At 64.2% G+C, this 25,301-nt stretch carries 21 protein-coding genes; 9 read left to right on the top strand and 12 right to left on the bottom strand.

Annotated features, from left to right (window positions below; all coding sequences use genetic code 11):
• Positions 1-13: 13 nt before the first annotated feature.
• From P353_RS03275 to P353_RS03295, 5 genes are read left to right on the top strand one after another with little or no spacing between them, the layout of a single operon-like run.
• On the top strand, positions 14-856 hold the full coding sequence (locus P353_RS03275) for an enoyl-CoA hydratase/isomerase family protein (protein ID WP_034365108.1): 843 nt from the start codon (positions 14-16) through the stop codon (positions 854-856).
• A complete protein-coding gene (locus P353_RS03280) occupies positions 850-1,821 on the top strand; it encodes a Bug family tripartite tricarboxylate transporter substrate binding protein (RefSeq protein ID WP_034365111.1) in 972 nt (323 codons plus the stop codon). Before P353_RS03275 ends, P353_RS03280 begins: the two co-directional genes overlap by 7 nt.
• A gap of 14 nt (positions 1,822-1,835) precedes the next feature.
• Complete coding sequence (locus P353_RS03285; RefSeq protein WP_052084651.1) at positions 1,836-3,053, top strand: CaiB/BaiF CoA transferase family protein; 1,218 nt, start codon at positions 1,836-1,838, stop codon at positions 3,051-3,053.
• Positions 3,054-3,059: 6 nt separating this feature from the next.
• Complete coding sequence (locus tag P353_RS03290) at positions 3,060-3,848, top strand: enoyl-CoA hydratase/isomerase family protein (RefSeq protein ID WP_052084653.1); 789 nt, start codon at positions 3,060-3,062, stop codon at positions 3,846-3,848.
• Positions 3,849-3,860: 12 nt separating this feature from the next.
• Complete coding sequence (locus tag P353_RS03295; RefSeq protein ID WP_034365114.1) at positions 3,861-5,672, top strand: acyclic terpene utilization AtuA family protein; 1,812 nt, start codon at positions 3,861-3,863, stop codon at positions 5,670-5,672.
• A gap of 18 nt (positions 5,673-5,690) precedes the next feature.
• On the opposite strand, the gene miaA is transcribed toward P353_RS03295, so the two are convergent.
• The 5 genes from miaA to P353_RS03320 form a co-directional block, all read right to left on the bottom strand.
• Positions 5,691-6,698, bottom strand: coding sequence for a tRNA (adenosine(37)-N6)-dimethylallyltransferase MiaA (gene miaA, locus P353_RS03300; protein WP_034365521.1), 1,008 nt, complete (start codon positions 6,696-6,698; stop codon positions 5,691-5,693).
• A 126-nt stretch (positions 6,699-6,824) separates the two neighbouring features.
• Complete coding sequence (locus P353_RS03305; RefSeq protein WP_034365116.1) at positions 6,825-8,147, bottom strand: sulfatase; 1,323 nt, start codon at positions 8,145-8,147, stop codon at positions 6,825-6,827.
• A gap of 16 nt (positions 8,148-8,163) precedes the next feature.
• A complete protein-coding gene (locus P353_RS03310; RefSeq protein ID WP_034365119.1) occupies positions 8,164-9,162 on the bottom strand; it encodes a tripartite tricarboxylate transporter substrate-binding protein in 999 nt (332 codons plus the stop codon).
• Between the two features lie 116 nt (positions 9,163-9,278).
• Entirely contained in the window at positions 9,279-10,454 is a 1,176-nt protein-coding gene (locus P353_RS03315; protein ID WP_034365122.1) for a multidrug effflux MFS transporter, read from the bottom strand.
• A gap of 158 nt (positions 10,455-10,612) precedes the next feature.
• Positions 10,613-11,476, bottom strand: coding sequence for an alpha/beta hydrolase (locus P353_RS03320; protein ID WP_034365124.1), 864 nt, complete (start codon positions 11,474-11,476; stop codon positions 10,613-10,615).
• 184 nt (positions 11,477-11,660) lie between these two features.
• Here P353_RS03320 and P353_RS03325 point away from each other — a divergent pair, with 184 nt between their 5' ends.
• Positions 11,661-12,536: a methylglyoxal synthase gene (locus tag P353_RS03325; RefSeq protein WP_012837335.1), complete on the top strand. Its 876-nt coding sequence runs from the start codon at positions 11,661-11,663 to the stop codon at positions 12,534-12,536.
• A 16-nt stretch (positions 12,537-12,552) separates the two neighbouring features.
• Here P353_RS03325 and P353_RS03330 read toward each other — a convergent pair whose 3' ends face one another.
• From P353_RS03330 to P353_RS28970, 4 genes are all read right to left on the bottom strand, one after another.
• Positions 12,553-12,918, bottom strand: a complete 366-nt coding sequence (locus P353_RS03330) for a DUF5329 domain-containing protein (protein ID WP_034365127.1) — start codon at positions 12,916-12,918, stop codon at positions 12,553-12,555.
• Positions 12,919-13,011: 93 nt separating this feature from the next.
• Positions 13,012-13,464, bottom strand: coding sequence for a cupin domain-containing protein (locus tag P353_RS03335; RefSeq protein WP_080750408.1), 453 nt, complete (start codon positions 13,462-13,464; stop codon positions 13,012-13,014).
• Between the two features lie 162 nt (positions 13,465-13,626).
• Complete coding sequence (locus tag P353_RS03340) at positions 13,627-14,619, bottom strand: Bug family tripartite tricarboxylate transporter substrate binding protein (RefSeq protein ID WP_034365130.1); 993 nt, start codon at positions 14,617-14,619, stop codon at positions 13,627-13,629.
• A gap of 32 nt (positions 14,620-14,651) precedes the next feature.
• A complete protein-coding gene (locus P353_RS28970) occupies positions 14,652-14,939 on the bottom strand; it encodes a hypothetical protein (protein ID WP_157839501.1) in 288 nt (95 codons plus the stop codon).
• A 46-nt stretch (positions 14,940-14,985) separates the two neighbouring features.
• Here P353_RS28970 and P353_RS03345 point away from each other — a divergent pair, with 46 nt between their 5' ends.
• Positions 14,986-17,691 (top strand): HAD-IC family P-type ATPase, encoded by a 2,706-nt coding sequence (locus P353_RS03345; protein WP_034365133.1) that lies wholly within the window; start codon positions 14,986-14,988, stop codon positions 17,689-17,691.
• 104 nt (positions 17,692-17,795) lie between these two features.
• Here the strand turns inward: P353_RS03345 and gdhA are convergent, their stop codons facing one another.
• Entirely contained in the window at positions 17,796-19,142 is a 1,347-nt protein-coding gene (gdhA, locus tag P353_RS03350) for an NADP-specific glutamate dehydrogenase (RefSeq protein WP_003064453.1), read from the bottom strand.
• 525 nt (positions 19,143-19,667) lie between these two features.
• On the opposite strand from gdhA, the gene P353_RS03355 reads away from it, so the two are divergent.
• Complete coding sequence (locus P353_RS03355) at positions 19,668-21,164, top strand: MFS transporter (protein WP_034365136.1); 1,497 nt, start codon at positions 19,668-19,670, stop codon at positions 21,162-21,164.
• On the top strand, positions 21,161-21,865 hold the full coding sequence (locus P353_RS03360; protein WP_034365138.1) for an aspartate/glutamate racemase family protein: 705 nt from the start codon (positions 21,161-21,163) through the stop codon (positions 21,863-21,865). Before P353_RS03355 ends, P353_RS03360 begins: the two co-directional genes overlap by 4 nt.
• A 129-nt stretch (positions 21,866-21,994) precedes the next feature.
• Here the strand turns inward: P353_RS03360 and P353_RS03365 are convergent, their stop codons facing one another.
• Positions 21,995-22,870, bottom strand: coding sequence for a MurR/RpiR family transcriptional regulator (locus tag P353_RS03365; protein ID WP_034365140.1), 876 nt, complete (start codon positions 22,868-22,870; stop codon positions 21,995-21,997).
• Positions 22,871-22,957: 87 nt separating this feature from the next.
• Complete coding sequence (gene mutL / locus P353_RS03370; protein ID WP_198529013.1) at positions 22,958-25,255, bottom strand: DNA mismatch repair endonuclease MutL; 2,298 nt, start codon at positions 25,253-25,255, stop codon at positions 22,958-22,960.
• Positions 25,256-25,301 lie beyond the last annotated feature (46 nt).

Genomic DNA, 25,301 nt, shown 5'->3' on the forward strand with positions numbered 1-25,301 from the left:
CCGGAGGCGAGGCATGCTGTCAGCTTCCAGTCCATGCGGCGTCGCCCTGGAAAGGCATGGCGCGGTTGCCGTCATCGCCTTTGACCGCCCCGACAGGCGCAATGCCATGGACATGTCCATGCGCGAGGAGTTCGCGCGCCTGGCGGCCCAGAGCCTTGCCGACGAAAGCCTCAGGGCCATTGTGCTTACGGGGCGCGGCGGGCATTTTTGCGCGGGCGGCGACATAGGCTCCATGGGCCAAGGTCCCGAGGGCATGAGCGCCGAAGTCGGGCGAGAGCGCATGCGCAGGACGCTGCAAAGCGTCTCGGCGCTCTACAGTTGCGACAAGCCCGTGCTGGCCGCGGTCGAGGGCTGCGCCTATGGCGGAGGCTTTGGCCTGGCCTTGCTGGCCGACATGGTGATCGCCGCGCAGGGCGCGCGCTTTTGCATGTCGTTCGCGCGCGTCGGCCTGGTCCCCGACAGTGGCGCGCTTTACACGCTGCCGCGCATCGTTGGTGTTCAGCGTGCCAAGGAGCTGATGTTCAGCGCGCGTGAGCTCGATGCGGACCAGGCCCACGACTGGGGCATTGCCATGGAGGTCGTGCCCAGGGGCGGGGCGCTGGCGCGCGCCTTGCAACTGGCCCAGGCCATGGCCGGCGCATCGCCCGCAGCCACAGCCATGACCAAGACCGCGCTGAACAACTCGCTGTCCAGCGATCTGCACTCCATGGTTGAGCTCGAGGCGAATGCCCAGGGCCTAGCCTTTTCCACGGCCTATCACCGTGAGGCCAAGGAGCGCTTTCTCAACAAGCGGCCGCCTTTGTTCGCATGGCCGGCCCAGCCAAAAAATGAATTTGAAGGAGGCAAAACATGTTGAAGCGACGCAGTCTTTTAGCCCTGCCCATGGCCTGCAGCGCCCTGGCGGCGCAAGGCGTTCTGGCCCAGGGCGGTTTTCCAGAAAAGCCGATTCGCGTAGTCCTGCCTTTTGCCAGCGGCAGCGGCTCGGACGCAAGCCTGCGCTATGTGACGAGCAAGATCGCCCAGGCCACGGGCTGGACCTTTGTGGTGGACAACAAGCCGGGCGGCAACAGCTTCATCGGTGTTCATGACTTCATGCGCGCAAGCGCCGACGGCTATACCTTGCTGTATTCGGGCGGCACCACGCATGGCGTGAACTCGGCGCTGTTCAAACAACTGCCCTATGACCCGGTCAAGGACATGGTGCCCGTGGTCTCTGTGGTGTTCTCGCCCATGGTGCTGCTGGCACGGCCTTCCCTGCAGGTAGACACGACGGCCCAGCTCGTGGAGCTGATACGCAAGCAGCCAGGCAAATACACAGCCGCCACGGGCAGCGCGTTTCAGCAGCTGGCGGTCCACCTGCTGCGCCATGAAGCCGGCCTCGATTTTCATGACGTGGCCTACAAAGGCAGTGCCCAGTCCATGACCGATCTGCTGGGCGGCCATGTGGACTTCACGATCGTCGATGGCGGAGCCGCCATGCCCATGGTGCGCTCGGGCAAGCTCAAGGCGCTGGCCGTGACTTCGGGGCGCAGGGTGGCGGCCTTGCCGGACACGCCGACCATGGCCGAGGCCGGTCTGCCCGACATACGGCTCAACGGCTGGGCCGCATTTTTCGCTAGGGCCGGAACTCCCCAGCCCGTGCTGGAAAAGCTCAGGCAGGCTTTCAACCAGTACCTGCAAAGCGCGGACTACGAAAAATACGCGGCAGAGAACGCCAGCTTTCACGAAAACCTCAGCCCCAAGCAGATGAACCAGTTCATACGCTCGGAAATCGAGCGCGCCAAGAGCACCTTCCAGCGCGCAGGCCTCAAGCCGCAATAAACCAGGGTTTAGACATGAGTTGTGCTCAGACCTCTACAGCATCGGGTCCCTTGTCGGGCGTGAGGGTGCTGGATCTCACCACGGTGTTCATGGGACCGTCCGCCACCCAGTATCTGGCCGATCTGGGCGCCGATGTGATCAAGATCGAGGCGCCCGGAGGTGACTCCACGCGCGCCATAGGGCCCGGGGGCGAGCTGGGCCTGGGGCCGCTTTTCCTGGGCCTGAACCGCAACAAGCGCAGCGTGGTCCTGGATCTCAAGACCCCGCAGGGCGTGCAGGCCTTGCTGCATCTGGCAAAGAGCGCCGATGTCTTCGCCAGCAACGTACGCCCCGCGGCCATGCACAGGCTGGGACTGGGCTATGAGCAGCTCAAGGCCGTGAACCCGCGCCTGGTCTATGCCAGCATGGTGGGCTTTTCCCAGCGCGGGCCTTATGCCGCCAAGGCCGCTTTCGACGACATGATCCAGGCGGCCACGGGCCTGGCCGCAACCCTGGGCCAGGCTGCCGAGGGCGAGCCCCGCTATCTACCGATCACCATCGCCGACCGCTCCGTGGGCATTTACGCTTTTGGCGTGATCTGCGCCGCGCTGTATGCGCGCGACCGCACGGGCGAAGGTCAGAGCGTGGACATACCCATGTTCGAGACCATGATTCCCTATGTGCTGGGCGACCACTTGTATGGCCGCAGCTTTGAGCCGCCCAAGGGAGATTTCGGCTATCCGCGTTTGATGTCGCCCAACCGTCGGCCTTACAAAACCCTGGATGGCCATGTGTGCTGCCTGATTTACACCGACAAGCACTGGGCGCTGTTTCTCGAAGCCGTGGGCAAGTCCGAGCTGCTGCGCACCGATGCGCGCTTCAAGAACATTCGTACGCGCACCCAGGCCATAGACGAGCTCTACCAGCTCGTGGCCGACGAGCTCGCCCAGCGCACCACGGCCCAGTGGGAGCAATTGCTGCCGCAGGAGGAAATCCCCATCTTTCCCATACACAGCTTTGAGAGCCTGCTCGAGGACGGGCATCTGGCCGAGACCGGCTTCTTCCGCCAGGTCGAGCATCCCGTCGTGGGCCGCATCCTGGACATGGCCGTGCCCAGTGAATGGTCGGGCACGCCTCCCCAAGCGCGTCATCTCGCGCCTGCCCTAGGCCAGCACACGCAACAGGTACTGGCCGAGGCAGGCTACGCAGACGCTGATATCAAAGAGTTGATTGCAGCACAGACAAGGAAGTGAGAGAACATGAGTGAAGAAAGCATCAAGCTGGGCCAGGAGCTGGAGCAGCGCCATGAGGACGGCGTGCTGTGGCTGACGATTTGCCGCGAGCAGCGCCGTAACGCCTTGAGCACTAGCGTGCTCCAAGGCCTTTGCGAGGCCTTTGCCCGGGCCGGCAGCGACCGCTCGCTGCGCGCCATCGTGCTCACGGGTGCGGGCGACAAGGCTTTTTGCGCCGGCGCCGACCTGCAGACGGGCAAGTCCTTCGAGTTCGACTACTCCGAGCCCAGCCAGGGCCTGGCCCAGCTCCTGCGCTTGGCCAGGACCACGCATGTGCCCAAGATCGCCAGAATCAACGGCGCTTGCATGGCCGGCGGCATGGGCTTGCTGGCCATGTGCGATCTGGCCATGGCCGCATCGCATGCGCGCTTCAGCTTGCCCGAGGTCAAGGTCGGCGTTTTCCCGGCCCAGGTGCTCAGCGTGCTCCAGGGCCTGGTCGGGCGGCGTATGCTGACCGAGCTTTGCGTGACGGGCGAGGCCATAGACGCGAGCCAGGCCCTGGCCTGCGGCTTGATCAACGACATGGGCGATGACCTGGATGCCCAGGTGCAAAAGCTGCTGGGGCGCTTGCTGGACAAGTCGCCGGCAGCCATACGCCGCGGGCTTTACCTGATGAACCAGATCGAGGCCATGCCCTTTGAGCAGTCCATGGCCTTTACTGAAAGCCAGATCGGGCTTTTCGCCCTGACCAAGGACGCGGTCGAGGGTCAGCTGGCGTTTCGTGAAAAGCGCCAGCCCCAGTGGACTGGACGATAGGAGGCTTAAGCCATGAGCAAGAAAAATATTCGCATAGGCGGTGCCAGCGGCTTCTGGGGCGATAGCAGCGTGGGTGCCCCGCAACTGGTGCAAGACGGGAATGTGGACTATCTGGTGTTCGACTACTTGGCTGAGCTGACCATGTCGTTGCTGGCCTCGGCGCGCATGCGCAAGCCCGAGATGGGCTATGCCACGGACTTTGTCACGGTCACCATGAAGAGCCTGCTCAAAAGCATTGTGGAGCGCGGCATTCGCGTGGTCAGTAATGCGGGCGGCATCAACCCCCAGGGCTGTGCACAGGCCATTGCCGCGCTGGCCGCCGAGCAAGGCCTGTCGGTCAAGATCGCCGTGGTCGAGGGCGACGACGTCATGCCCCTGCTGCCCGCGTTGCGCGAGGCCGGGGTGCGTGACATGCAAAAGCAGCAGCCCCTGCCCGACAAGGTGATCAGCGCCAACGCCTATCTGGGCGCTCTGCCGATCCGCGAGGCCCTGGACCAGGGCGCGCAAATCGTGGTCACGGGGCGCTGCGTGGACAGCGCGGTCACGCTAGGCGTCTTGATGCACGAGTTCGGCTGGGCGGCCGGCGACTACGATCGCCTGGCCCAGGGTAGTCTGGCAGGCCATATTCTCGAATGCGGTTGCCAGGCGACCGGAGGCCTGCATACCGACTGGGAAAGCGTGCCCGACTGGGCCGACATGGGCTATCCCATCGTCGAGTGCAGCGAGGAGGGTAGCTTTGTCGTGAGCAAGCCCCAAGGCACAGGAGGCCTGGTCAGCACGGCCACCGTGGGCGAGCAGGTGCTCTATGAGATTGGCGATCCGGCGGCCTATCTGCTGCCCGATGTGTGCTGTGACTTCACCCAGGTCAGACTGCAGCAGCAAGGGCCGGACCGCGTTGCGGTGACGGGTGCGCGCGGGCGCGCTCCCGGCGGGGCCTACAAGGTCTGCGCGACCTATATGGAGGGTTACCGCTGCGATGCCCAGCTGTCCATCGTGGGCCTGGACGCAGCCGCCAAGGCCAGGCGCACGGGTGAGGCCATTCTGGCGCGTACGCGAAAGCTGTTCGCGGTCCATGGCTGGGGAGACTACAGTCGCACGCGCATCGAGGTGCTGGGCGCCGAGTCCTGCTTTGGCCCGCACGCAATAACCCAGCACACGCGCGAAGCCACCATGAGGCTGGCCGTGATGCACCAGGACAAGGCCGCGCTGGAGCTGTTTGCACGCGAAATCGCGGCCGCGGGCACGAGCTGGTCGCCAGGAACCACGGGTTCGGGCGGCGGGCGTCCCGGCCCCTCGCCCTCGATTCGGCAATATGGCTTTTTGCTGGACAAGTCTGCCCTGGCTCCCAGCGTGCTCATGGACGGCCAGCGCAGGCCTGTGTCCATACCCCAGGGCGGCGAGCTCAGCTTGCCGAGCAGGCCCGAGGCCGGTCGGCTGACCGTGGCCCAGTCCCAGTCCCAAGACTGCGTGAAGCTACCCCTGATACGCCTAGCCTATGGCCGCAGCGGTGATAAGGGCGACATCTCCAATATAGGCCTGATCGCCAGACGCCCTGAATACCTGCCAGTGCTTAAGGCACAGGTCACGACCGAGCGCGTGGCCGCATGGCTGGCCCATCTGGTCGAGGGTCCGGTCACGCGCTACGAGCTGCCGGGCTTCGACGCCTTGAACTTCGTCTGCGAAGCAGCGCTGGACGGGGGCGGCATGGCCTCGCTGCGCAATGATCCACTAGGCAAGGGCATGGCCCAGATCCTGCTGGCCATGCCGGTTTCTGTTCCTTGCGGATTGCTTGGCATGGGGGATTTACGGAGCGTAGACGCCTAGAACTGGTCGCAGCAGTCCTCAAGCACTGGCCTGCTGCGCCGCGTCAATGGCAGCCATGGCAGCATCCAGCAGTTGCTGCTGGGCGCCTGGTGCATCGCAGGCAATGGCATGGCGCTGGGGCATGGAGCGCAGCCAGGTGATCTGGCGCTTGGCCAGCTGGCGTGTGGAGGCGATGCCGCGCTCGCGCAGGCCTGCCATGTCCAGCGGCTTGCCGGGGTCGCCCTGCAATGCATCCAGCGCTTCCCAGGCCTGGCGGTAGCCCACGCAGCGCATTGAGGGCAGATCCAGATGCAGATCGCCGCGCGCGCGCAGGCTGCGCACTTCGTCGAGGAAGCCTTGCTCCAGCATCAGATCAAAGCGCAGCGCAATGCGCTGGTGCAGCCAGGCTCGCTCTGCAGGCTCCAGCGAAAACAGCGTTGCAAGTCCCATCTGCGCTGCAGCGCCCGTCTTGTTCTTGGTCGTGTGAAAGCTCGAAAGCGGTTTGCCGGAGACCTGCCAGACCTCGAGTGCGCGCTGGATGCGCTGGCTGTCGCCGGGGGCCAGACGTGCGGCCGTGACGGGGTCCACCTCGGCCAGTCTGGCATGCATGGCGGGCCAGCCCAGCTCGGCGGCCTGCGCGTCCAGCATGGCGCGCACTTCGGAGTTGGCTGCGGGCATATCGTCCAGTCCGTCCATCAGCGCCTTGAAGTACAGCATGGTGCCGCCCACCAGCAGCGGTATGGCGTTGCGGGCGCGGATTTCACCGACCAGCTTCTGCGTGTCGCGCACGAACTCGGCTGCGCTATAGGCCTGCAGCGGATCGATGATGTCGATGAGGTGATGCGGGACGGCGGCCAGCTCTGCCGCCGTGGGCTTGGCCGTGCCGATGTCCATGCCCTGGTAGACCAGGGCCGAGTCCACGCTGATGATCTCGGCCTTCTGCCCGCGCTGTGCCAGTCGCTCGGCCAGTGCCAGCGCTGCCGCAGTCTTGCCCGAGGCAGTGGGGCCGGCAATGGCGATACAGGGCAGGGCGTGGGCAGCAGTCATGGGGCGAAATCCGTACAGGTCAAAGCACAAGAACCAATGACCGCCGGTCATTGGTTCTTGCTGGTTGTGAAGGATAACGCAGCCTGCCGCCTTGCGGCTGCGGCGGGGCTTAGTGCCCTGCCTGGCCTATCCCTGGCTCAGTCTTGCTGGCACATAGCGGTCGGCTTGAATATCGGGCGAGAGGCCGTGGCTGTAGCTTTCGGCCGTGATGGGCAGCAATTGCTCGTTCCACAGCTCCCATTGCCTGCGCAGGCTGGCAAAGATCTCGGGCTGATGCTCCTTGAGATTGGCGCGCTCGCGGGCGTCCTCCTCCACATTGAACAAGAACTCGTTGTCGTTGATCTTGAGATATTTCCAGGGCCCCTGGCGCACGGCACGCTGGGCCTGGGATTTGTAGCGCCAGAACAGGCTGCGCTCGGTAGGGGCCGCATTGCCCTCCAGGATGGGCAGGATGTTCTGGCCGTCGCTGGGGAAATCCTGGTGCGGCCTGGCACCTGCTGCGGCCAGCAGCGTGGGCAGCCAGTCAAAGGAGGCTGTGACTTGCTCCTGGACCTGGGGCCGGATGCGGGCGCTCCAGCGCAGCAGCGTGGGCACGCGGATGCCGCCTTCGAGCAGCTCGGTCTTCTGGCCCGTGAAGGGCCAGGTCTTGGAAAAGCGTTCGCCGCCGTTGTCGCTGGTGAAGATGACGATGGTGTTGTCGGCCTGGCCGCTGTCATCGAGCGCCTGCAGCACCTGGCCCACGGCCTTGTCCAGCGCCTCGACGATTTCGCCGTATTTCTTCAGACTGCCGCCGTCGTAGTGGAACAGATCCTTGATGCTGTGCGCGACATGCTCGTCGTCGGGCCCTTCCCAGGGCCAGTGCGGAGCCGTGAAGTGCAGCGACAGGAAAAAAGGCTTGTCCTGGCCCTTGCGCTCATGCACATAGCGCGTGGCTTCATCACCCAGGATATAGGTGTAGTAGCCCGTGCGCTGCACGGGCTCGTTGCCTTGCCAGAGGTCGGAGCTGAACTGTTCGCCCACGCCGGGCTTGTGCGTGAAGTAGTCGATGGCACCGCTGTGGTTGCCGAAGAAATAGTCGTAGCCGCTGCGCTGCGGGCCATAGGAGGGCGGCTTGCCCAGATGCCATTTGCCGATCAACGCCGTGTCGTAGCCGGCCTGCTTGAGCAGCGATGGCAGCGTGGGGTGATCGGGCGGCAGGCCGAGTTGCGCTCCATGGCGTGCCAGCGGCTCTTCGAGTCCGGCCTGCAGCCGGTACTGATAGCGCCCGGTGATCAGCGCAATGCGTGTGGCCGAGCAGACGGCCGAGTTGGCATAGGCCTGATTGAAGCGCACGCCCTGGGCGGCGAGCCGGTCCAGATGCGGGGTCTTGAAATCGGTGGCGCCATAGACGCCCAGGTCGGCCCAGCCCAGATCGTCGGCGAGGATGAAAACGATGTTCGGTGCGGTCATGAGTTCTTCGCCTTGCTTATTCGATGGCAAAGCCGGAGTTGGTGATCACGGGACGCCACTTGGCGACTTCGGCCACGCGCAACTGCTCCAGCGCCTGCGGCGTGCGCGGGTCGGGCTGCAGGGACAGCTCCGCCCATTTGGGCTGCAGCCTGGGGTCCAGCAGCGCATGGTTGACGGCGCGGTTGACGGCGGCAATGGCTTCGGGCGATGTGCCTTTGCGTGCCCACAGGCTGTACCAGCCGCTGCCCGTGGCCTTGGGGTAGCCGGCTTCGGCAAAGGTCGGCACATCGGGCAGCTCGCGGCCGCGCTGGCTGCCGAAGGTGCCCAGAATGCGTACCTTGCCTTCCTTGTGCAGCGGCGCCAGCTCGCTGGTGGTCTGGATGGCCGACGCCAGCTGGCCGCTGATCAGATCCGTCATCATGGCCGGGCCGCCCTTGTAGGGCACATGCACGATGTTGACGCCGGCTGCCTCGCCCAGCAGCAGTCCGAAGAAATGCGGCAGGCTGCCCACGGCGGGGCTGCCGAAGTTGGCTTTTTCAGGGTTGGCCTTGAGCCAGCCCACATATTCCTGAATATTGCGCGCCGGGTGCCTGGCGGGGACGGCCAGACCGAACTGGAAATGCGCGAGCAGACCCACGGGGGAGAAGTCGCGTGCTGGATCGTAGCCAGGCTTTTTGTAGACGATCTGCGATAGCACCGGGGTGATCAGCGGAGCGATCAGATAGGTGCTGCCGTCGCTGGGGGCGTTGAGCAGGGTCTGTGCGGCAATCTGGCCGTTGGCGCCGGGCTTGTTGTCCACCACCACATAGTGGCTCTTGCCCAGTTGTCCCGCGATGTTTTCGGCCAGCACGCGTGCCAGCAGGTCGATGCCGCCGCCTGCGCCAAAGCCCACCAGAATGCGGCTGGCCTGAGGAACGGCGGAGATCTCGGCGGCCTTGGCCAGAGAGCTCAGGGAGAAGCCAGCGGAGCTGGCGGCGAGCAGCGATTGCTGCAGAAAGAGGCGGCGGGAATGCATGGCTGGAGATCACAAAAGTGCGGCGCGTTGGCCAGTCCAGGCATTCTCAAAAAATCTCTATAAAAAGAAAAATAATAAAAATTGGTTTTTAAATAACCCAATCATCTTATTTCAAATCATGATTTGCTGATGCCAAAACGCTGTACCAGCGTCCATGCCGTGATGGCCGTGCAAGCCGACCAGAACCAGATGCCGAAGGCCAGCGGCATGGTGGAGTCCGCATCCAGATTCAATCCCAGCCAATGCCCCATGGCAAAAGCGATGAGCATCATCACTAGGCCGTTGATGGCCGAGGCTGTGCCCGCAGCCTGGGGGAAGGGCGCGATGGCATTGCTTTGTCCGCAGGGCATGTGAATGCCGTGGGCGATCTGGTAGAGGCAAAAAGGCAGGGCATAGGCCCAGATGCTGCGCAGATCGAACAGGGCCGCCAGGCCCATGATGGAGCCCGCCGTCAGCGACAGCACCCCCGCCACGGCCACGGCGCGCTGCACGCTCATGCTGCGCAGCAGACGGCGGCAGGCAAAGGTGCCGGCGATATAGCACAGCGCATTGCCGCCCAGCATCAGCCCGTACTGCGTGCGCTCCATATGCAGCACGTTGATGTAGGTGAACGAAGAGGCCGCCAGATTGGTGAACAGGCCCGCATAGCTGAAGCAGGTCAGCAGGTTGTAGGCCTGGAACATGGGGTTGCGCACAATGCGCGACCAGGTGCGCAGCAGATTGCCCGCTTGCAGTGCCTGCGGGTTGCGCTGGGGAATCGATTCCCTGAAGCGCAGCATCACCAGCAGCCAGGCCAGGCAGCCCATGAAGGCCTGGGCCAGCATGGTGGAGCGCCAGCCCAGCCAGCCCACGAGCAGGCTGCCGCTGATGGGAGCCAGAAAAGCCAGCACGCCCAGGCCCGTCAGCGCCTTGGACATGACTTGCGCGCCCATATGCGGTGCGTAGAGATCTCGGACCACGGCACGCGCGCACATCACACCGGCTCCCAGGGCGGCACCTTGCAGGCTGCGCCAGGCAATCAAGGCCTCCATGCTCTGGGAGCTGGCGCAGCCCAGCGCTGCGATCACATAGCCGCTGATGCCCAGCAGCAAGACCGGGCGTCGGCCCAGGTGATCGGACAGAGGGCCCCAGAGAATCTGCGAGCAGCCAAAGGCCAGCAAAAAGCCGGTCAATGTCAGCTGGGTCTGCGAGACATGGGCACCAAAGCCTTGCTGCAGCTGGGGCAGGGCGGGCAGATAGAGGTCTGTTGCCAGTGGCTGAAGACCGAGCAGCAGCCCCAGCGTGAGAATCACGAAGACTGCAGATTCAGGAGCACTCTTCGCTTGCTCATCAAGGGATTGAGCGGTATTTGGTTTGGAGTTCAGGGCAGGCGGCGCAGACATAGCCAGACAGACTATCAGAAGCTGCCGATTGATCCGTATGCTGACGAGACAGTATGTGGCGATGTCGCTCAGCGCGGATTCAGGCCGAACAGCTCATGCAGTGCCTGGCGATATTGCGCCAGGGCCTTGGATTGGGTGTTGTGGTGGCTGGCACCTTCGACCAGGATCAGGCGCTTGGGCTCGCGCGCCGCATCGAACAGCTGCTGGCCCAGCCGGGCCGGAATCAGCGGATCGGCCGTGCCGTGCACGACCAGCAGCGGCGAGCCGATGTCCGCCACTGTATCGAGCGAGTTGAAGCGCTGCGTGATCAACCAGTTCACGGGCAGCCAGCCCCAGCGCATGGATTCGAACACATCGGGAATGCTGGTGAAGGTGGACTCGACCAGCACCCCGCTTTCATCCTTGACGGAGCTGGCCAGATCGATAGCGACCGCACCGCCCAGCGAGTGGCCGAAGATATAGCGCGGCCTGCCTGCGGCCTGGCGGCCCAGCCAGTCCCAGGCGGCGCGGGCATCCTCGGCGGCCGAGGCCTGCGAGGGCAGGGCCGGGCTGCTCTTGCCAAAGCCGCGGTAGTCCACGGCCAGCACCGAAAAGCCCATGGCCTGCAGGCGCCGTATGCGTGGAGAGGAGCCCGTCACGTTCCAGCGCGCTCCATGCAGAAACAGCAGCAGCGGGGCGCGTGCATCACTGGATGGCATCCAGAGGGCATGCAGCCTGGCGGCGCTGCCGTCGCGGCTGCGAAACGCTATCCATTGCTCCTGCATGCCGGCCGTGTTGGCTCCGGGCCAGCTGCGGTCGCTGGGCTGAAAAATCCAGACGCGCTGCCTGGCATCGAGCTCGCGCATGCCCCAGCTCGCGAGCGCCAGCAGCAAGGCCAGACCGAGTGCTGCCGCGATGCGGCGGGGGCTCCAGAAGCGTGAGGTCTTGGGCATGGGAAGAAGAGCGGCGGAAGAGGGCGGCTGTCAAGTGCTGTGCAAGTATGGCTGTCTGACCCGGCCCCAGTCATCTGGAGTGCATGAATTGGCGATATTCTTGCGGGTGTTTCAAACCGCAAATGCATAGCTGGTTGCGCAGGGTTTGCGAGCGTTTGAAGCCTGTTTGAAGGATTAGTTCACTATGTCGATCTGCCTGGGTCTTGCCGCCAACAAACTCCACCACCAAACCGAGGACGCCGCGTTGTTTGCCCTGCTGCGCGCCTGTGAGGCCGGAATTCGCGAGCTCAAGCTCGGCTTTCATACCGTGGGCCGCACCTATGACGCCATCACGGCGGCCAGCATGCTCCAGGGCTACAAAGGCCTGGTGCGCTACCCCTATGGCCGCGAGGGCGGGCTCATGAGGCTGGTGGCCGAGGTGGTGGGCATGGAGGGGGACGAGCGCACTCTCGATGGAGCCATCTATCTGATGGACCCGGTGGACCCATCGTCCATCTTCCCTGAAGCCCTGGCCCTGAAACGCCAGTGCGTGATTCACGGCAAGCCTTTTCTTTCCACCGTCGCTTCCACGCGCGACTGGATAGAGATGGAGCGCATTCACGCCGGCCTGGCACGTGACCGCAATGCCGACCGCTTTCACGACTATGAAAACCAGACGCTGGCGCTGATTGCCCACGATGCCATGAAGCCCACCATGCTGGACTTTGCCGCGCACAACTTCGAGCTGCTCAGCCGCTACCGCCGCCGCGTCGGTACAGGCACCACGGGTCAGAAACTCAACGAGATGGCCTGGAGCAAGGGCTGGCCTGCCGACAAGCCCTGGGTGGACCGCTACAACAGCGGTCCGCTGGGCGGCGATGCGCAGATTGCCGATCTGGTGCTGGAAAAGCGCTGCCACCGCGCCATCTTCTTTGAAGACCCGCATGTTGCACGCCAGCACGAAGCCGATATCCAGTTGCTGGAACGCGCCGTGACCACGGTCACGCACGATGCGGTCTGCAGTACCTCGCCCCAGGTGGCGCAGCGCTGGTGCGATGCGGCCGTCAAGCGCGCGGGCTGAGGCGGGTTGCTGAGCGCTACTGGCGGTTGCGGTAGCGCTTGAGCTCGGCCTGCAGCCAGCTGGCGCTGGCTTCGGCCTGCTTGCCGCTGCAGCGCACCTGATAGGGCTTGTGGCTCATGCTGCTCTCCGTGCCTGCGCGGGCAATGAAGTCCTCGGCTGTCGCCACCAAGCCCTTTTTGAGCAGATAGTCGTATTTGCCGCGCAGATGCTCGGCGGCCTTGGCGCTGTCATGCCAGCTGCCATTGCGCTCAAACTCGCAGCCCGAGGCCTTGAGGCGGCCGATCAGGTACTCGATCTCCTGAGTCGCCGCAGGCGTGGGCGATGCGGCAAGGCTCAAGCTGCAGGCTGCACCCAGCAGCAAGGCGGCAATGGTGTGTTTCATGTGGTTGATCCTACAGAAGAAGAGCCGAGCAAAGAGCAAAGGCCGCAGCGATGGACTGCGGCCTTGTCTTGGTCGGTCGAAGCCGTGCGGCTCTCAAGGCTCCGGTGTGGCCAGAGGCTTGCCCTTCTCCACGACATACACGCCAATCAGCTTGACCGTGCCATTGCTGGCGTTGTGTGCGTCATGAATCACACCAGCGGGCACGACAAAAGTCTCGCCGGCCTTGAGTGTGCGCGGCGGCTGGCCGTCGATCAGCAGATCGACCTCACCTTCGCTGATATAGCTGATCTCGTCACCAGGGTGAGTGTGGCGACCCGCGCGCGAGCCTGGGGCGACCTCCACCTTGGCCACTACGGCTTCGCGACCCGGTACCGAAACATCGGCCTTGCCGACCAGGGTCCGGGACAGGCCTCCGGTCTGGGCCGCACTCGGCTGGGCCACACCCGGCTGGGGCGCTGCAGCCTGGGCCAGGGCATTTTGGCTGAACAGCATGAAGGCGCTGCTGCAAAGCAGACTCGAAAAGCTGGCGCGGCGAATCAAGATCATGAGATATCCCTCCGGATGTGTGAAACCTGTCACTTGTACCGGCAAGGAGCGCGGGCATGCCATGGGGGCAGCCCTAGTCGCAGGGGGCGCTGAGAACAAAACCGGGCGCGGTGATGCAAGGCCCTGCGGGCAGGAGCGCATATGGCGCTGCAGGCCGCTGCTTTAGTTGTCGGCCGTGATCCTGGCGAACTTCACCAGCTCGGCGTATTTGTCCATGTCTGTGCGCATCACCTGGGCAAGGCTTTCATTGCCCTTGGCGGGCGGGGTTCCTGCTGCTTCCAGCTTCTGGCGGATGGCCGGATCGGCGAGACCTGTCTGTATCGCTTTTTGCAGCTTGGCCAGCACTTCCGGGGGCAGGCCCTTGGGCGCTGCCAGGGCAAACCAGCCGCTCAGGGCATAGCCCTTGAGCGCGGGATGTTCCGCCAGCGCCGGAACCTCCTTGAGCGTGGCGATGCGGGTGGCCGTGGTGGCGCCCAGAATCCTGATCTTTCCGGACTGCGCCAGCGGCGCTGCGGCCATGGGCGAGAGGATGGCGAAGTCCAGGTTGCCGCCGCCCAGATCGCTGGTCATGGCCGGAGAGCCCTTGTAGGGGATGTGCACGAGGTAGACACCCGCAGTCTTCTTGATCAGCTCTCCCGAAAAATGCGGTGTCGAGCCAATGCCGGGGCTGCCGTAGCTGTATTTGCCAGGGTTGGCCTTGGCCAGCTTGACGAAGTCATCCACGGTCTTGACAGGAACATGCGCTCCGGCCACCCATAGATTGGGGGCCAGGGCGGTCAGGCTCACCGGGGTCAGATCCACAGCCGGGTCGTACTTCTGCGCGGCATTCACAAACTTGGTGCCTGCCATTTCGTTGCTGGAGCCTGCCAGCAACGTGTAGCCGTCGGGCTTGGCCGATACCACGCGCTGCGCTCCCACCACGCCTGCGGCGCCCGGCACGTTCTCGACCACTACGGTGGCGTTCAACTGCCTGGCCAGTATGTCCCCGACCACGCGGCCGACCATGTCGACGGAGCCGCCCGGGGCATAGCCAATCACGATGCGGATGGGCTTGCTGGGATAGGCATCCTGTGCCTGCACCGCGCCTGCGAACAGGCTGGTCACGGCACAGGCGATGCAAAGTCGGCGGGAAAGAGTGGCGCGGTCTGGATTCATAAGTCCCACAATTATTTGTGGTGAAGGTTGATTCAGTGATTGGTGTTGAATTGCTCAACAAAACTTAATTGATTGTCATGAAATTTGATGTGAGGAGGAATCCATGAAAACCAGCAGTTCATCTGATTTTTAGCCAGTGCCTTGCGCCGGGCCTCGCGCCGGCAGAGCTGGCGGAACCTGCAGCAGCATTGGCTGGCCAAGGCAATCGGCCCGTTGCAGTCAATCAATGATCGATATTCCTGCTTATAGTCAGTGGCAAGGCCTGCCCAGCGCATACCATGCAACGGCGCGTTCTTCGCGGCAGACAGCCAACCGGGCACAGATCCGGCTCACAAGCGTTTCAGTTGAATCGTCAGGGAGTCTCAGATGCAGGAACAGAGTCGCGTTGCCGCCTGGCACGCGTTGCCGACCGATGCCGTACTCGCTCAATTGCAATCGACTGCAGCCGGGCTGAGCTGCGACCAGGCTCGCGAGCGCTTGCAGCAGCAGGGCCCCAACGCCTTGCCTGCCGCCGCTTCACGCGGCATGCTGGCCCGCTTTCTGTCGCAGTTCAACAATTTGCTGATCTATGTGCTGCTTGGCTCGGCGGTGGTCACCGCCTTGCTGCGGCATTGGGTCGATACGGGGGTGATCCTCGCAGTGGTGCTGATCAATGCGGTCTTCGGATTCGTGCAGGAAGGCCGTGCCGAGAAGGCGCTGGACGCAGTGAAGGCCATGGTCTCCAGCCGCGCCAATGTGCTGCGCGACGGCTTGCGCATGGCGGTGCCTGCACAGGAGCTGGTCGCCGGCGACTGCGTGCTGCTCGAGGCTGGCGATCGCGTCCCGGCCGATCTGCGCCTGCTGCGCGCCAGCAGCCTGAAGCTGGACGAGGCCATGCTGACCGGGGAGTCGGTCGCCGTCGACAAGTCGGCCGATCCGGTGGCCTTCGATGCCGCTCTCGGCGACCGCTTTTCCATGGCCTACTCCGGCACCCTGGTGGCTGCCGGGCAGGGCCTGGGCGTGGTGGTGGCCACAGGACCTCGTACCGAGCTGGGCCTGATCAGCACCATGCTGGGCTCGGTGCAGACACTGGCCACCCCGCTGACGCGGCTGATGGACCGTTTCGCGCGCCAGCTCACCATCACCATACTGAGCCTGTCCGCGCTGATGTTCTGCTTCGCGCTCTGGGTGCGCGACTACGACACAGCCGATGCCTTCATCGCCGTGGTGGGGATTGCCGTATCTGCCATCCCCGAAGGCCTGCCCGTGGTCATGACGATTGCGCTGGCCATTGGCGTGCAGCGCATGGCCGCACGCTATGCCATCGTGCGCAGTCTGCCGGCGGTGGAGACACTGGGCGCCGTCTCGGTCATCTGCTCCGACAAGACCGGTACATTGACTCGCAACGAAATGAGCGTGCGCGCCGTGGTGCTGCCAGGTGCCAGCTTCGACATAGAGGGTGAAGGTTATGCCCCCCTGGGGCGTTTCAGCCTGGCGGGCGAGGAGATTGATCCTGCACTGCATCCGCAGTTGCTGCACTTCGCCACAGGCGCAGCACTTTGCAACGACGCCCATGTAAGACATGTCGAGGGCAAGGCCTGGGTAGTCGAAGGCGACCCCATGGAAGGCGCGCTGGTGACGCTGGCCGCGCGCGCCGGTCTCGATGTGGAGCGCCTGCGTCAGGACTGGCGCCGACTCGACGAGGTTCCCTTTGATGCCGTCCACCGCTACATGGCCACTTTGCACCGCCCAGTTGATGCTCCAGCCGTGGTTTTCGTCAAAGGGGCTCCGGAGCAGGTTCTAGCCATGTGCCGTGACCAGCAGGGCGCAGAAGGCGTGCAGGCGCTGGATGCAGCCTATTGGCTGGAGCAGATCGATGCCCTGGCCGCCAAAGGCTATCGCGTGCTGGGTCTGGCCAGCCGGGTCCCGGTTGAAGGCAGGGACATGGTTGATATGGCCGACATCAAGGACCTCACTCTTCTTGGTGTGCTGGGCATGATAGATCCGCCGCGAGAATCGGCAAAGGAGGCCGTGCGCGAATGCCGCAGCGCCGGCATTGCCGTGAAGATGATCACCGGCGACCATGCCGCCACTGCGGCCGCCATTGCCAGGGAGCTGGCGCTGGCCGACACCATCCGAGTCACTTCGGGCCATGAGCTCGATGGACTCAACGATGCCCAGCTGATCGACGTGGCCAGAGCCTCCACGGTATTCGCTCGCACAAGCCCGGAACACAAGCTGCGCCTGGTACAGGCCCTGCAGGCAGATCGCAGCGTCATCGCCATGACCGGGGATGGCGTCAACGACGCACCAGCGCTCAAGCGGGCCGACATCGGCGTGGCCATGGGCATCACCGGCACGGCTGCCGCCAAGGAGGCCGCAGGCATGGTGCTGGCCGACGACAACTTTGCCACCATCGTCGCCGCCGTCAAGGAAGGGCGCACCGTCTATGAAAACCTGCGCAAGGTCATTGCCTGGACCTTGCCGACCAACGGCGGCCAGGCGATCGTCATCGTCGTGGCGATTCTGCTGGGCCTGTCGCTGCCCGTCACTCCGGTGCAGATTCTCTGGGTCAATCTGGTCACTGCCGTGGCCCTGGGCCTGACGCTGGCCTTCGAGCCGCCCGAGGCCACGCTGATGCAGCGCAAGCCGCGCTCGCCAGACGAGCAACTGCTGCAGCCCTACCTGCTGTGGCGCGTTGCCCTGGTCTCGGTGCTGTTTGCCTTGGGCTGCTTCGGCATGTTCGAGTGGTCGCGGCGCCGCGGCGACTCGGTCGAGCTGGCTCGCACCATCGTGGTCAATGCGCTGGTGATCATGGAGATCTTCTATCTGTTCAGCGTGCGCTACACGCAAGGAACCTCGCTGAGCCTGCGCGGCGTCCTGGGCACCCCGGCTGTGCTGCTGGGCGTGGCCTGCGTCACCCTGGTGCAACTGTTGTTCACCTACACCTCGCCCATGCAGGCACTGTTCGACAGCCGTCCTGTCGACCTGGCGGCCGGACTGCTGGCGATAGGGCTGGGTGTGGCCCTGCTGCTGTTGCTGGAGGTCGAGAAGCTCTTGGTACGCTGGATGAGACTGGGCATGAGGACCTAGAGCGCTGTGCACGCAAGGCATTCAAGCCGTTGTTTCACCGCCTGAGCGAGGGCATGAAAAAAGGCCCCGAAGGGCCTTTTTGGTGAGTGCTGAGCGCTTGGCGCTTAGATCACGCCTTGTGCCAGCATGGCATCTGCCACCTTCACGAAGCCGGCGATGTTGGCGCCGTCGATGTAGCTGATGGTGCCGTCTTCGCGCTTGCCGTGCTTCACGCAGGCAGCGTGAATGCTTTGCATGATTTGCAGCAGACGGGCGTCCACTTCTTCGGCAGGCCAGGACAGGCGGGCCGAGTTTTGCGACATTTCCAGACCCGAAGTGGCCACGCCACCGGCGTTGGATGCCTTGCCGGGTGCATACAGCACGCCGGCAGCTTCGAAGGCGCGGGCAGCTTCGTTGGTGGAGGGCATGTTGGCGCCTTCAGCCACGCACAGCACGCCGTTGGCGATCAGGGTCTTGGCATCGGCTTCATTCAGCTCGTTCTGGGTGGCGCAAGGCAGGGCCACGTCCACCTTGATGGACCAGGGGCTCTTGCCGGCCAGGAATTCCACGCCGGAAACCAGCTTGGCGTAGTCGCTGACGCGGCCGTACTTGTGGTTCTTCACATCCATCAGGATGGCCAGCTTTTCGGTGGTGAAACCTGCAGCGTCGTACACGGTGCCCGAGGAGTCGGACACGGTCACGACCTTGGCGCCCAGCTCCATGGCCTTTTCCACGGCGTACTGAGCCACGTTGCCCGAACCGGACACGGACACGGTCTTGCCTTCAAAGGACTGGCCGCGAGTGGCCAGCATTTCACGGGCGAAGTACACGGTGCCGTAGCCGGTGGCTTCGGGACGGATCAGCGAGCCGCCGAAGGACAGGCCCTTGCCGGTGAACACGGAAGCTGCAGTGTTCGACAGCTTCTTGTACATGCCGGCCATATAGCCCACTTCACGGCCGCCCACGCCGATGTCGCCTGCGGGCACATCGGTGTCAGGACCCACGTGGCGGAACAATTCGGACACGAAAGCCTGGCAGAAGCGCATGACTTCGGCAGGGCTCTTGCCCTTGGGGTCGAAGTCCGAGCCGCCCTTGCCGCCGCCCATAGGCAGCGTGGTCAGTGCGTTCTTGAAGGTCTGCTCGAAAGCCAGGAACTTCAGCACGGACTGGTTGACCGAGGGGTGGAAGCGCAGACCGCCCTTGAAGGGGCCGATGGCCATGCTGTGCTGGATGCGGAAGCCGCGGTTCACCTGCACCTGGCCCTTGTCGTCAGTCCAGCTCACGCGGAACTGGATGATGCGCTCGGGCTCGACCAGGCGCTCCAGCAGGGCGTGCTCGGCGTACTTGGGATTCTTCTCGATGAAGGGCCACAGGCTTTCCATCACTTCGGTGACGGCTTGCAGGAATTCGGGCTGACCGGGGTTGCGTTGTGCCACTTCTTCCAGGAATTGGCCTACGGACTCGTACTTCATAGAGAACTTTCTGACAGGGACAGGGAATGCGCTGAAACTCGCGAAACCAAAATTATGCCAAAAAGTTATGCCGTCATGCATAGATTCGGTGCATGAGGGCGCAATTCTGGTGCGTGCATGCCCGAATTTGGAACATTTATGTCGTATTTATTCTTAGTTTTCAGGCACTTGGATGGTGCATTTGAAGTAAAAGATTTTTCATTCTGGTGTCGTAAAAACATTTTTGCGGCTTGTCGCACAAGCGTTTTTTGTGTCGTGACACATGGCTTCATGCGCTCGCCATGTCTTATCTGTGCTAGCACCATCATGGTGCATGTGATTTAAGGCACGAAATCTGCAGTCCTGAAAAATGATTTTCATGAAGGCGGCCGCACGACTCTGCAGGCGGACTGCGCAGCCGGCTTCATGGCCTGGGTAAATATGGATTTGAAAAATTATTTTCATAATTTCAAATATGAAAAATAAATTTCAAATTCGTTTTGCCGGCCCAGCGCCTGGGCGGTCATCAGCACACAGGAGGTGGATATGGCAGGTGAGATCCCCGTGACGCCCTCGGCGTCAGGCAAGGCCAGTGCGGCGCAGATGCAGCAGCTGGAAAATGCGCTCAACCAGATCGGTGTGACGCGCTCGCACAAAAGCATCATCTTTCTGGTGGTCTGCGGCGTGCTCTTCGATGTGTTCGAACAGAATGCGGTCGGCCTGGTCGGTCCCCTGCTGCGCCAGCAATGGGGACTGGACGCGACGGACATTGCCTTTCTGAACACCATCACCTTTTTTGCCGCCGCCATGGGGCGTCTGTTGTCGGGCTACCTGGCCGACCGCATGGGGCGACGCTTCATGCTCAATGTGAACCTGGCGCTGTTCACGCTGGGTGCCGTCGGCTGCGCGCTGGCGCCCGACTACGCTTTCCTTGCCGTGGCGCGTGCCATCGTGGGCTTTGGTCTGGGCGGCGAAATCACCACGGCCGTGACCATGCTGGCCGAGTTCTGCTCGGCGCGCTTTCGCGGCACGGCAGTCGGTCTCATCAATGTGGGCGGTGGCGGTCTGGGCAATATGCTGGCGCCGGCATTTGCCCTGGGCGTGTTCACGCTGTTCCCGGGCGATGATTCCTGGCGCTGGCTGTTCGGCTGTCTGGTCATGCCGGCCATCTTCATCGTGTTCTACCGCCGCTTTGTGCCGGAGACGCCGCGCTTTCTGCTCTCCAAGGGACGGGTCGAGGAAGCCAACCAGGTGCTGAGCATGCTGGCGGCCGGCAAGCTGGCCAATGCGCAGTACGAGCTGCGCGAGTTCATCAGCCCAGGCAGTGCGCAGGCGCAGACGGCTGCCGCGCAGGCCGTGCAGCGCAGCTCTTTTACCGACATCTTCAGGGGCGGCTATGCGCGGCGCACGATTGCCGTGGGCATGGCTTCGTGGATGACGTTTGGTGCGCAGCTCTCGGTGCTCACGCTGATGCCGACGATTTTGGTCGCCCAGGGCTACTCCATCACCAAGAGCTTCAGCTTCACCATCGTCATGCAGATGGGCAGTCTGGCCGGCGCGATCGCGGCATCGACCATGGGCTATTACTTCCCGCGCAAGCGGGTGCTGACGATAGGGGCAATTGCCGCCTGCATGGCGGGCCTGGCGTTCGGCAACTTCACCGATAGCGTGGCCATGATCTTGATCTGCGGTGCGCTGTTCCAGTTCTGCGTGCTGACGCTCAACACTTCCATCTGGATTTTTGCGCCCGAGCTCTACCCCACGCGCATTCGTGCGCTGGGAACCTCCTTCCTGCTGGCGCTGGGCACGATTGGCGGAGCCATGTCCCAGGTGCTGGCGGGCAAGATGTTCGATCTGCACGGCGTCTCCGGAATGTTCGGCATGATCGCCGCCATGTACTTCATCTTTGCGATTGCCGTGCAGTTTGCCCCCGAGACCTTCGGCCGCTCCATCGAGGAAGGCGCAGGGGAGGAATCCCATGCCGAGCAGGAGTCTGCCGCTGCTGCAGGCGTGGTCGCTGCTGGCCAGGAGCGCACGGCATGAAAGCTGGCATGCATATTCTGCTGATCAACCCCAATACCTCGCAGCAGACCACGGCGCTGATGCTCAGGCAGGCGCGGGCCTGTCTGCCGCCCGGTGCGCTGCTGCATGGCGCGACGGCCGAGCGGGGGGCGGCCATGATTACCGACGAGGCGGGGCTGAAGATCGCCGAGCAGGAGGTGCTGCGCCTGGGCCTGGCCTTTGCCCGGGGAGATGACAGCCAGGCTGGCCGGGCCATCATCGTGGCCGCGTTCGGCAATCCGGGGCTGGAGCTGTTGAGAGCGGCCCTGCCGCAGCAAGTTGCCGCCTTTGGCATCGGCGAAGCCGCCATGCGGCAGGCCGCGCGGGACGAGCAGGGCCTGCCGCGCCGCTTTGGCATTGCGACGACTACGCCGGGGCTGGAGGCTTCGATTGCCGCCTCGGTCGCGGCGCTGGGCCTGACGCCCTGGTTCTGCGGCACGCGCATTGCTGTCGGCGAGCCGCTGGCGCTGGCCGCGGACCCGGCCCTGCAGTGCGAGCGGCTGGGCGATGCCGTGGCCCAATGCGTGCAGCGCGATGGCGCGCAGGCCGTGGTGATCGGTGGCGGCCCGCTGTCCGAAGCCGCACTGTGGCTGGCGCCGCGCTTTGAGGTGCCTGTGCTGTCGCCCGTGGTGGCCGCGATGCAGGCGGCGCTGGCCGGCCTGGCGCTCGCCGCCATCCACTGATTGCTGTTGGTTGTTATGGGCTACTGTTGATTGCTATTGATTAGAGAGCTTTTACCGCAAGTACTTAATAGATTTCAGATAGAAAAGTATCTGAAATCTATGAATAACAAGCGCAATAAGCTTCTGATTTCATAGCATCTCGTCCAGCGCATCGTGGCTGGTCTCGATGGCCGCCATATGTCTGCGCCCCGGCTGCCCGCTTTGCTGCAAGGTGGCCGTGGCAATCAGATGGCAGAGCATGAAAAGCGCCGTGTGATTGTCCAGCGGACCTGGGGCCGAGGTCTGCACGCGCAGCAGCCAGTCCGCCTCGGGGGCCGGGCTGGCATGGTCGGTGATGCAGATCAGGCGGGCGCCCAGCAGTCTGGCCTGGCGCGCGAACTCGCTGACCACGCGCACGCTGCGGCGCAGGGCAAAGATCACCACCACATCGTTTTCGCCGATCTGGGCCGCATATTCACCCAAGGTCTCGCCAGCGCCTGGAATGACCTGGCTGGGCATCTCGAGCGCCTGCAGCAGCTGCCAGCGCAGATAGGCGGCAAAGTTGCGGTTCTGGCGATAGCCGACAAAGAACAGCTGGCGCGCGCCGATCAGGGCCATGGCGATGGCATCGAGCTGATCTGCCGAGATCTGTCCGATGGTGACGGCCAGATTCTCCGAGGCCTGGCGCAGATGGGTGGCGATCACATCCGCCGTGGGCCTGCCCTGGGCCGATGCGGCAGCCAGAAACAGTGGCGAGCCGTTGTCGCCCTGCGCGCGTGCATGGCGGCGAGCATCCTCGTAGCCCTCATAGCCCAGCCGCTGTATGAAGCGCGTGACCGTGGCATTCGAGACCCCTGTGAGCTTGGCCATCTCGGCCGCCGCGTAGCTCGACAGATTGCCGGGAAAGTCCAGCAGGAATTCCGCCAGCCGCCGCTCCGAGGGCGGCAGCTGCGGCAGGGCCGCACGCACGCGAGCAATGAAGGAATGGGCTTCGGCGGGTTCCGGGTTGGAGGAGCTGGAGTTCATGACGGCGAATGGCAGGCGGGCCCGCTGATCTGCCGGCCCGCTGTTTTGGTCGATAACGGCAATGTAGCGGCTATTGCAGCCCTGCCATCAGCGTCCGCGCAGAAACAGCGCATCCAGCTCCTTCATGCTCAGCTGGCGCCAGGTGGGGCGGCCGTGATTGCACTGGTCGGAGCGCTCGGTCACCTCCATCTGGCGCAGCAGCGCATTCATCTCGTCCAGCGTGAGCTTGCGTTTGGCGCGCACCGCGCCGTGGCAGGCCATGGTGGCCAGAATCTCGTTGCGCGCGCGCTGCACCACGGTGCTGGCGTCATGCTGGGCCAGCTCGGCCAGCACGCTGCGCGCCAGCTCCACGGCATCGCCCTGGGCCAGCGTGGCCGGCACGGCGCGCACGGCCAGGGTTTTGGGCGAGAAGGGAGAGACCTCCATGCCCAGGGTCAGCAAGGTCTCGACATGGGCTTCGGCCGTGGCGACTTCCTCGGGCGTTGCGGCAAAGGTGGCGGGAATCAGCAGCGGCTGGCTGGGAATCTGCTGGTCGCCATTTTCCGTATTCACGGCGCTCTTGAGCTGTTCATAGACGATGCGCTCGTGGGCTGCATGCATGTCCACGATGATCATGCCCTGGCTGTTTTCGGCCAGGATATAGACGCCGTGCAGCTGGGCCACGGCCCGGCCCAGCGGCCAGACCGGGGCGCTGTCTGTCGCAGCCGTTACGGGGGGCTGCGTTGCTGGCGCTGCGGCATGTTCGGCAGCTTGCATGGCTGCAGCCGGCTCGGCCGCAGCTGCAGTTGCAGCCTTGACAGCGACCTGCGCAGCGGCTGGCGTTTCCTGCATCTGGGGAGCAGGCGCTTTTCGCTGAAAGTAGCTGGACTGGCCCGAAGGGCGCAGCCTGATGCCTTCGTCCTCGGGCTGAGGCACGGGGCTTGGCATGGCCGTGGCGTTGGTGATCGTGGTCGTGGTCGCGCCGCTGGCAGATTCAGGTGTTGCGGGTGGCGCAGGCGTTGACGCAGGTGTTGTCGAAGGTGTTGTCGCAGGCGTGGCAGCGGTGGCACTCGCCGGGGCTGGTGCCGCAGTCGCCATCTGGGGCGCGGGCTCTGCTTGCGCTGCGGCTTCGCGCATGGGCTCCCAGAGCTTGGCCAGGTCGCGCACGGGATTGCCGACGGCGGGCTCGCCAAAGCTCATGCGGGTTTGCGGCCAGGCCGGGGCTGCGGCTGGCTTGGTCGCGGCCTTGGCTGCCACAGGCGTGGCTGCGCCGTCGTCGATCAGGCCGGGCTGGCGCGCGGCTTCCTGAGCCGCCGCCTCGACCACGGCTGCGGCGCGCGGCGTGGCCAGCGCGTTCTCGATCGCGTGGCGCACCGCCTGGTGGACTTCGCGGCTGTCGCGAAAGCGCACCTCGATCTTGGTGGGGTGCACGTTCACATCCACGCGCGCGGGGTCGATCTCGATGTAGAGCGCGTAGACCGGCTGCTTGTTGCCATGCAGCACGTCCTCGTAAGCAGAGCGGGCCGCATGCGTCAATACCTTGTCGCGTACAAATCGGCCGTTAACGTAGCAGAACTGCTGGTCGGGACGCGAGCGAGCCGCGTCCGGGATGCCGGCGCGGCCCGTGACATGGACGGGGCCGGCCCAGTGATCGACGGCCACCGAGTTGTCGACGAACTTGTCGTTGAGCACATCGGCCAGGCGGCGCGACAGGGCTTCGTCGGGCGTGCTGCCGGCAGCGCGCCATTGCTCGACCAGCTTGCCTTCATGCCAGATGGCAAAGCCCACATCGGGCCGGGCCAGCGCATGGCGACGCACGGACTCTATGCAATGCGCGAGTTCGGTGGCATCGGTCTTGAGGAATTTGCGGCGCGCGGGCGTGGAGAAGAACAGCTCCTTGACCTCCACGGTCGTGCCCTGGTTGCGTGCGGCGGGGCGCAGCTCGCCGCTGCGGGCGTCCAGCAGATAGGCCGAGTCCTGACCTGCGGGGCGCGAGAAGATGGAGGTTTCCGATACCGAGGCAATGGCGGCCAGTGCCTCGCCGCGAAAGCCCATGGTGGCCACGGTTTCCAGATCGTGCAGATCGCTGATCTTGCTGGTGGCATGGCGGCGCAGGGCCACGGGAAGCTCGTCGCGCGGGATGCCGCAGCCGTCGTCTTCCACCGCGATCAGGCGCACGCCGCCGGCCAGCAGGCGCACGGTGATCTGGGCAGCGCCCGAGTCCAGAGCGTTGTCCACCAGTTCGCGCACCACGGAGGCGGGGCGCTCGACCACCTCGCCGGCAGCGATCTGGCTGATCAGCTCATCGGGCAGGTCGCGAATCGGCCGGCGCACGGGGGCAGCCTGATCGGCGGTTTCGGTAGGGGAGGGGGGGAGTTCAGGGCTGGTTGCGTTCACGGCAACCATTCTAGGCGGCTGTACAAACCGGCCGGCAAGTGAGTTTTTTGGGGGG

It is taken from the genome of Comamonas testosteroni, assembly GCF_000761245.1.
Lineage (GTDB): Bacteria > Pseudomonadota > Gammaproteobacteria > Burkholderiales > Burkholderiaceae_C > Comamonas > Comamonas testosteroni_C.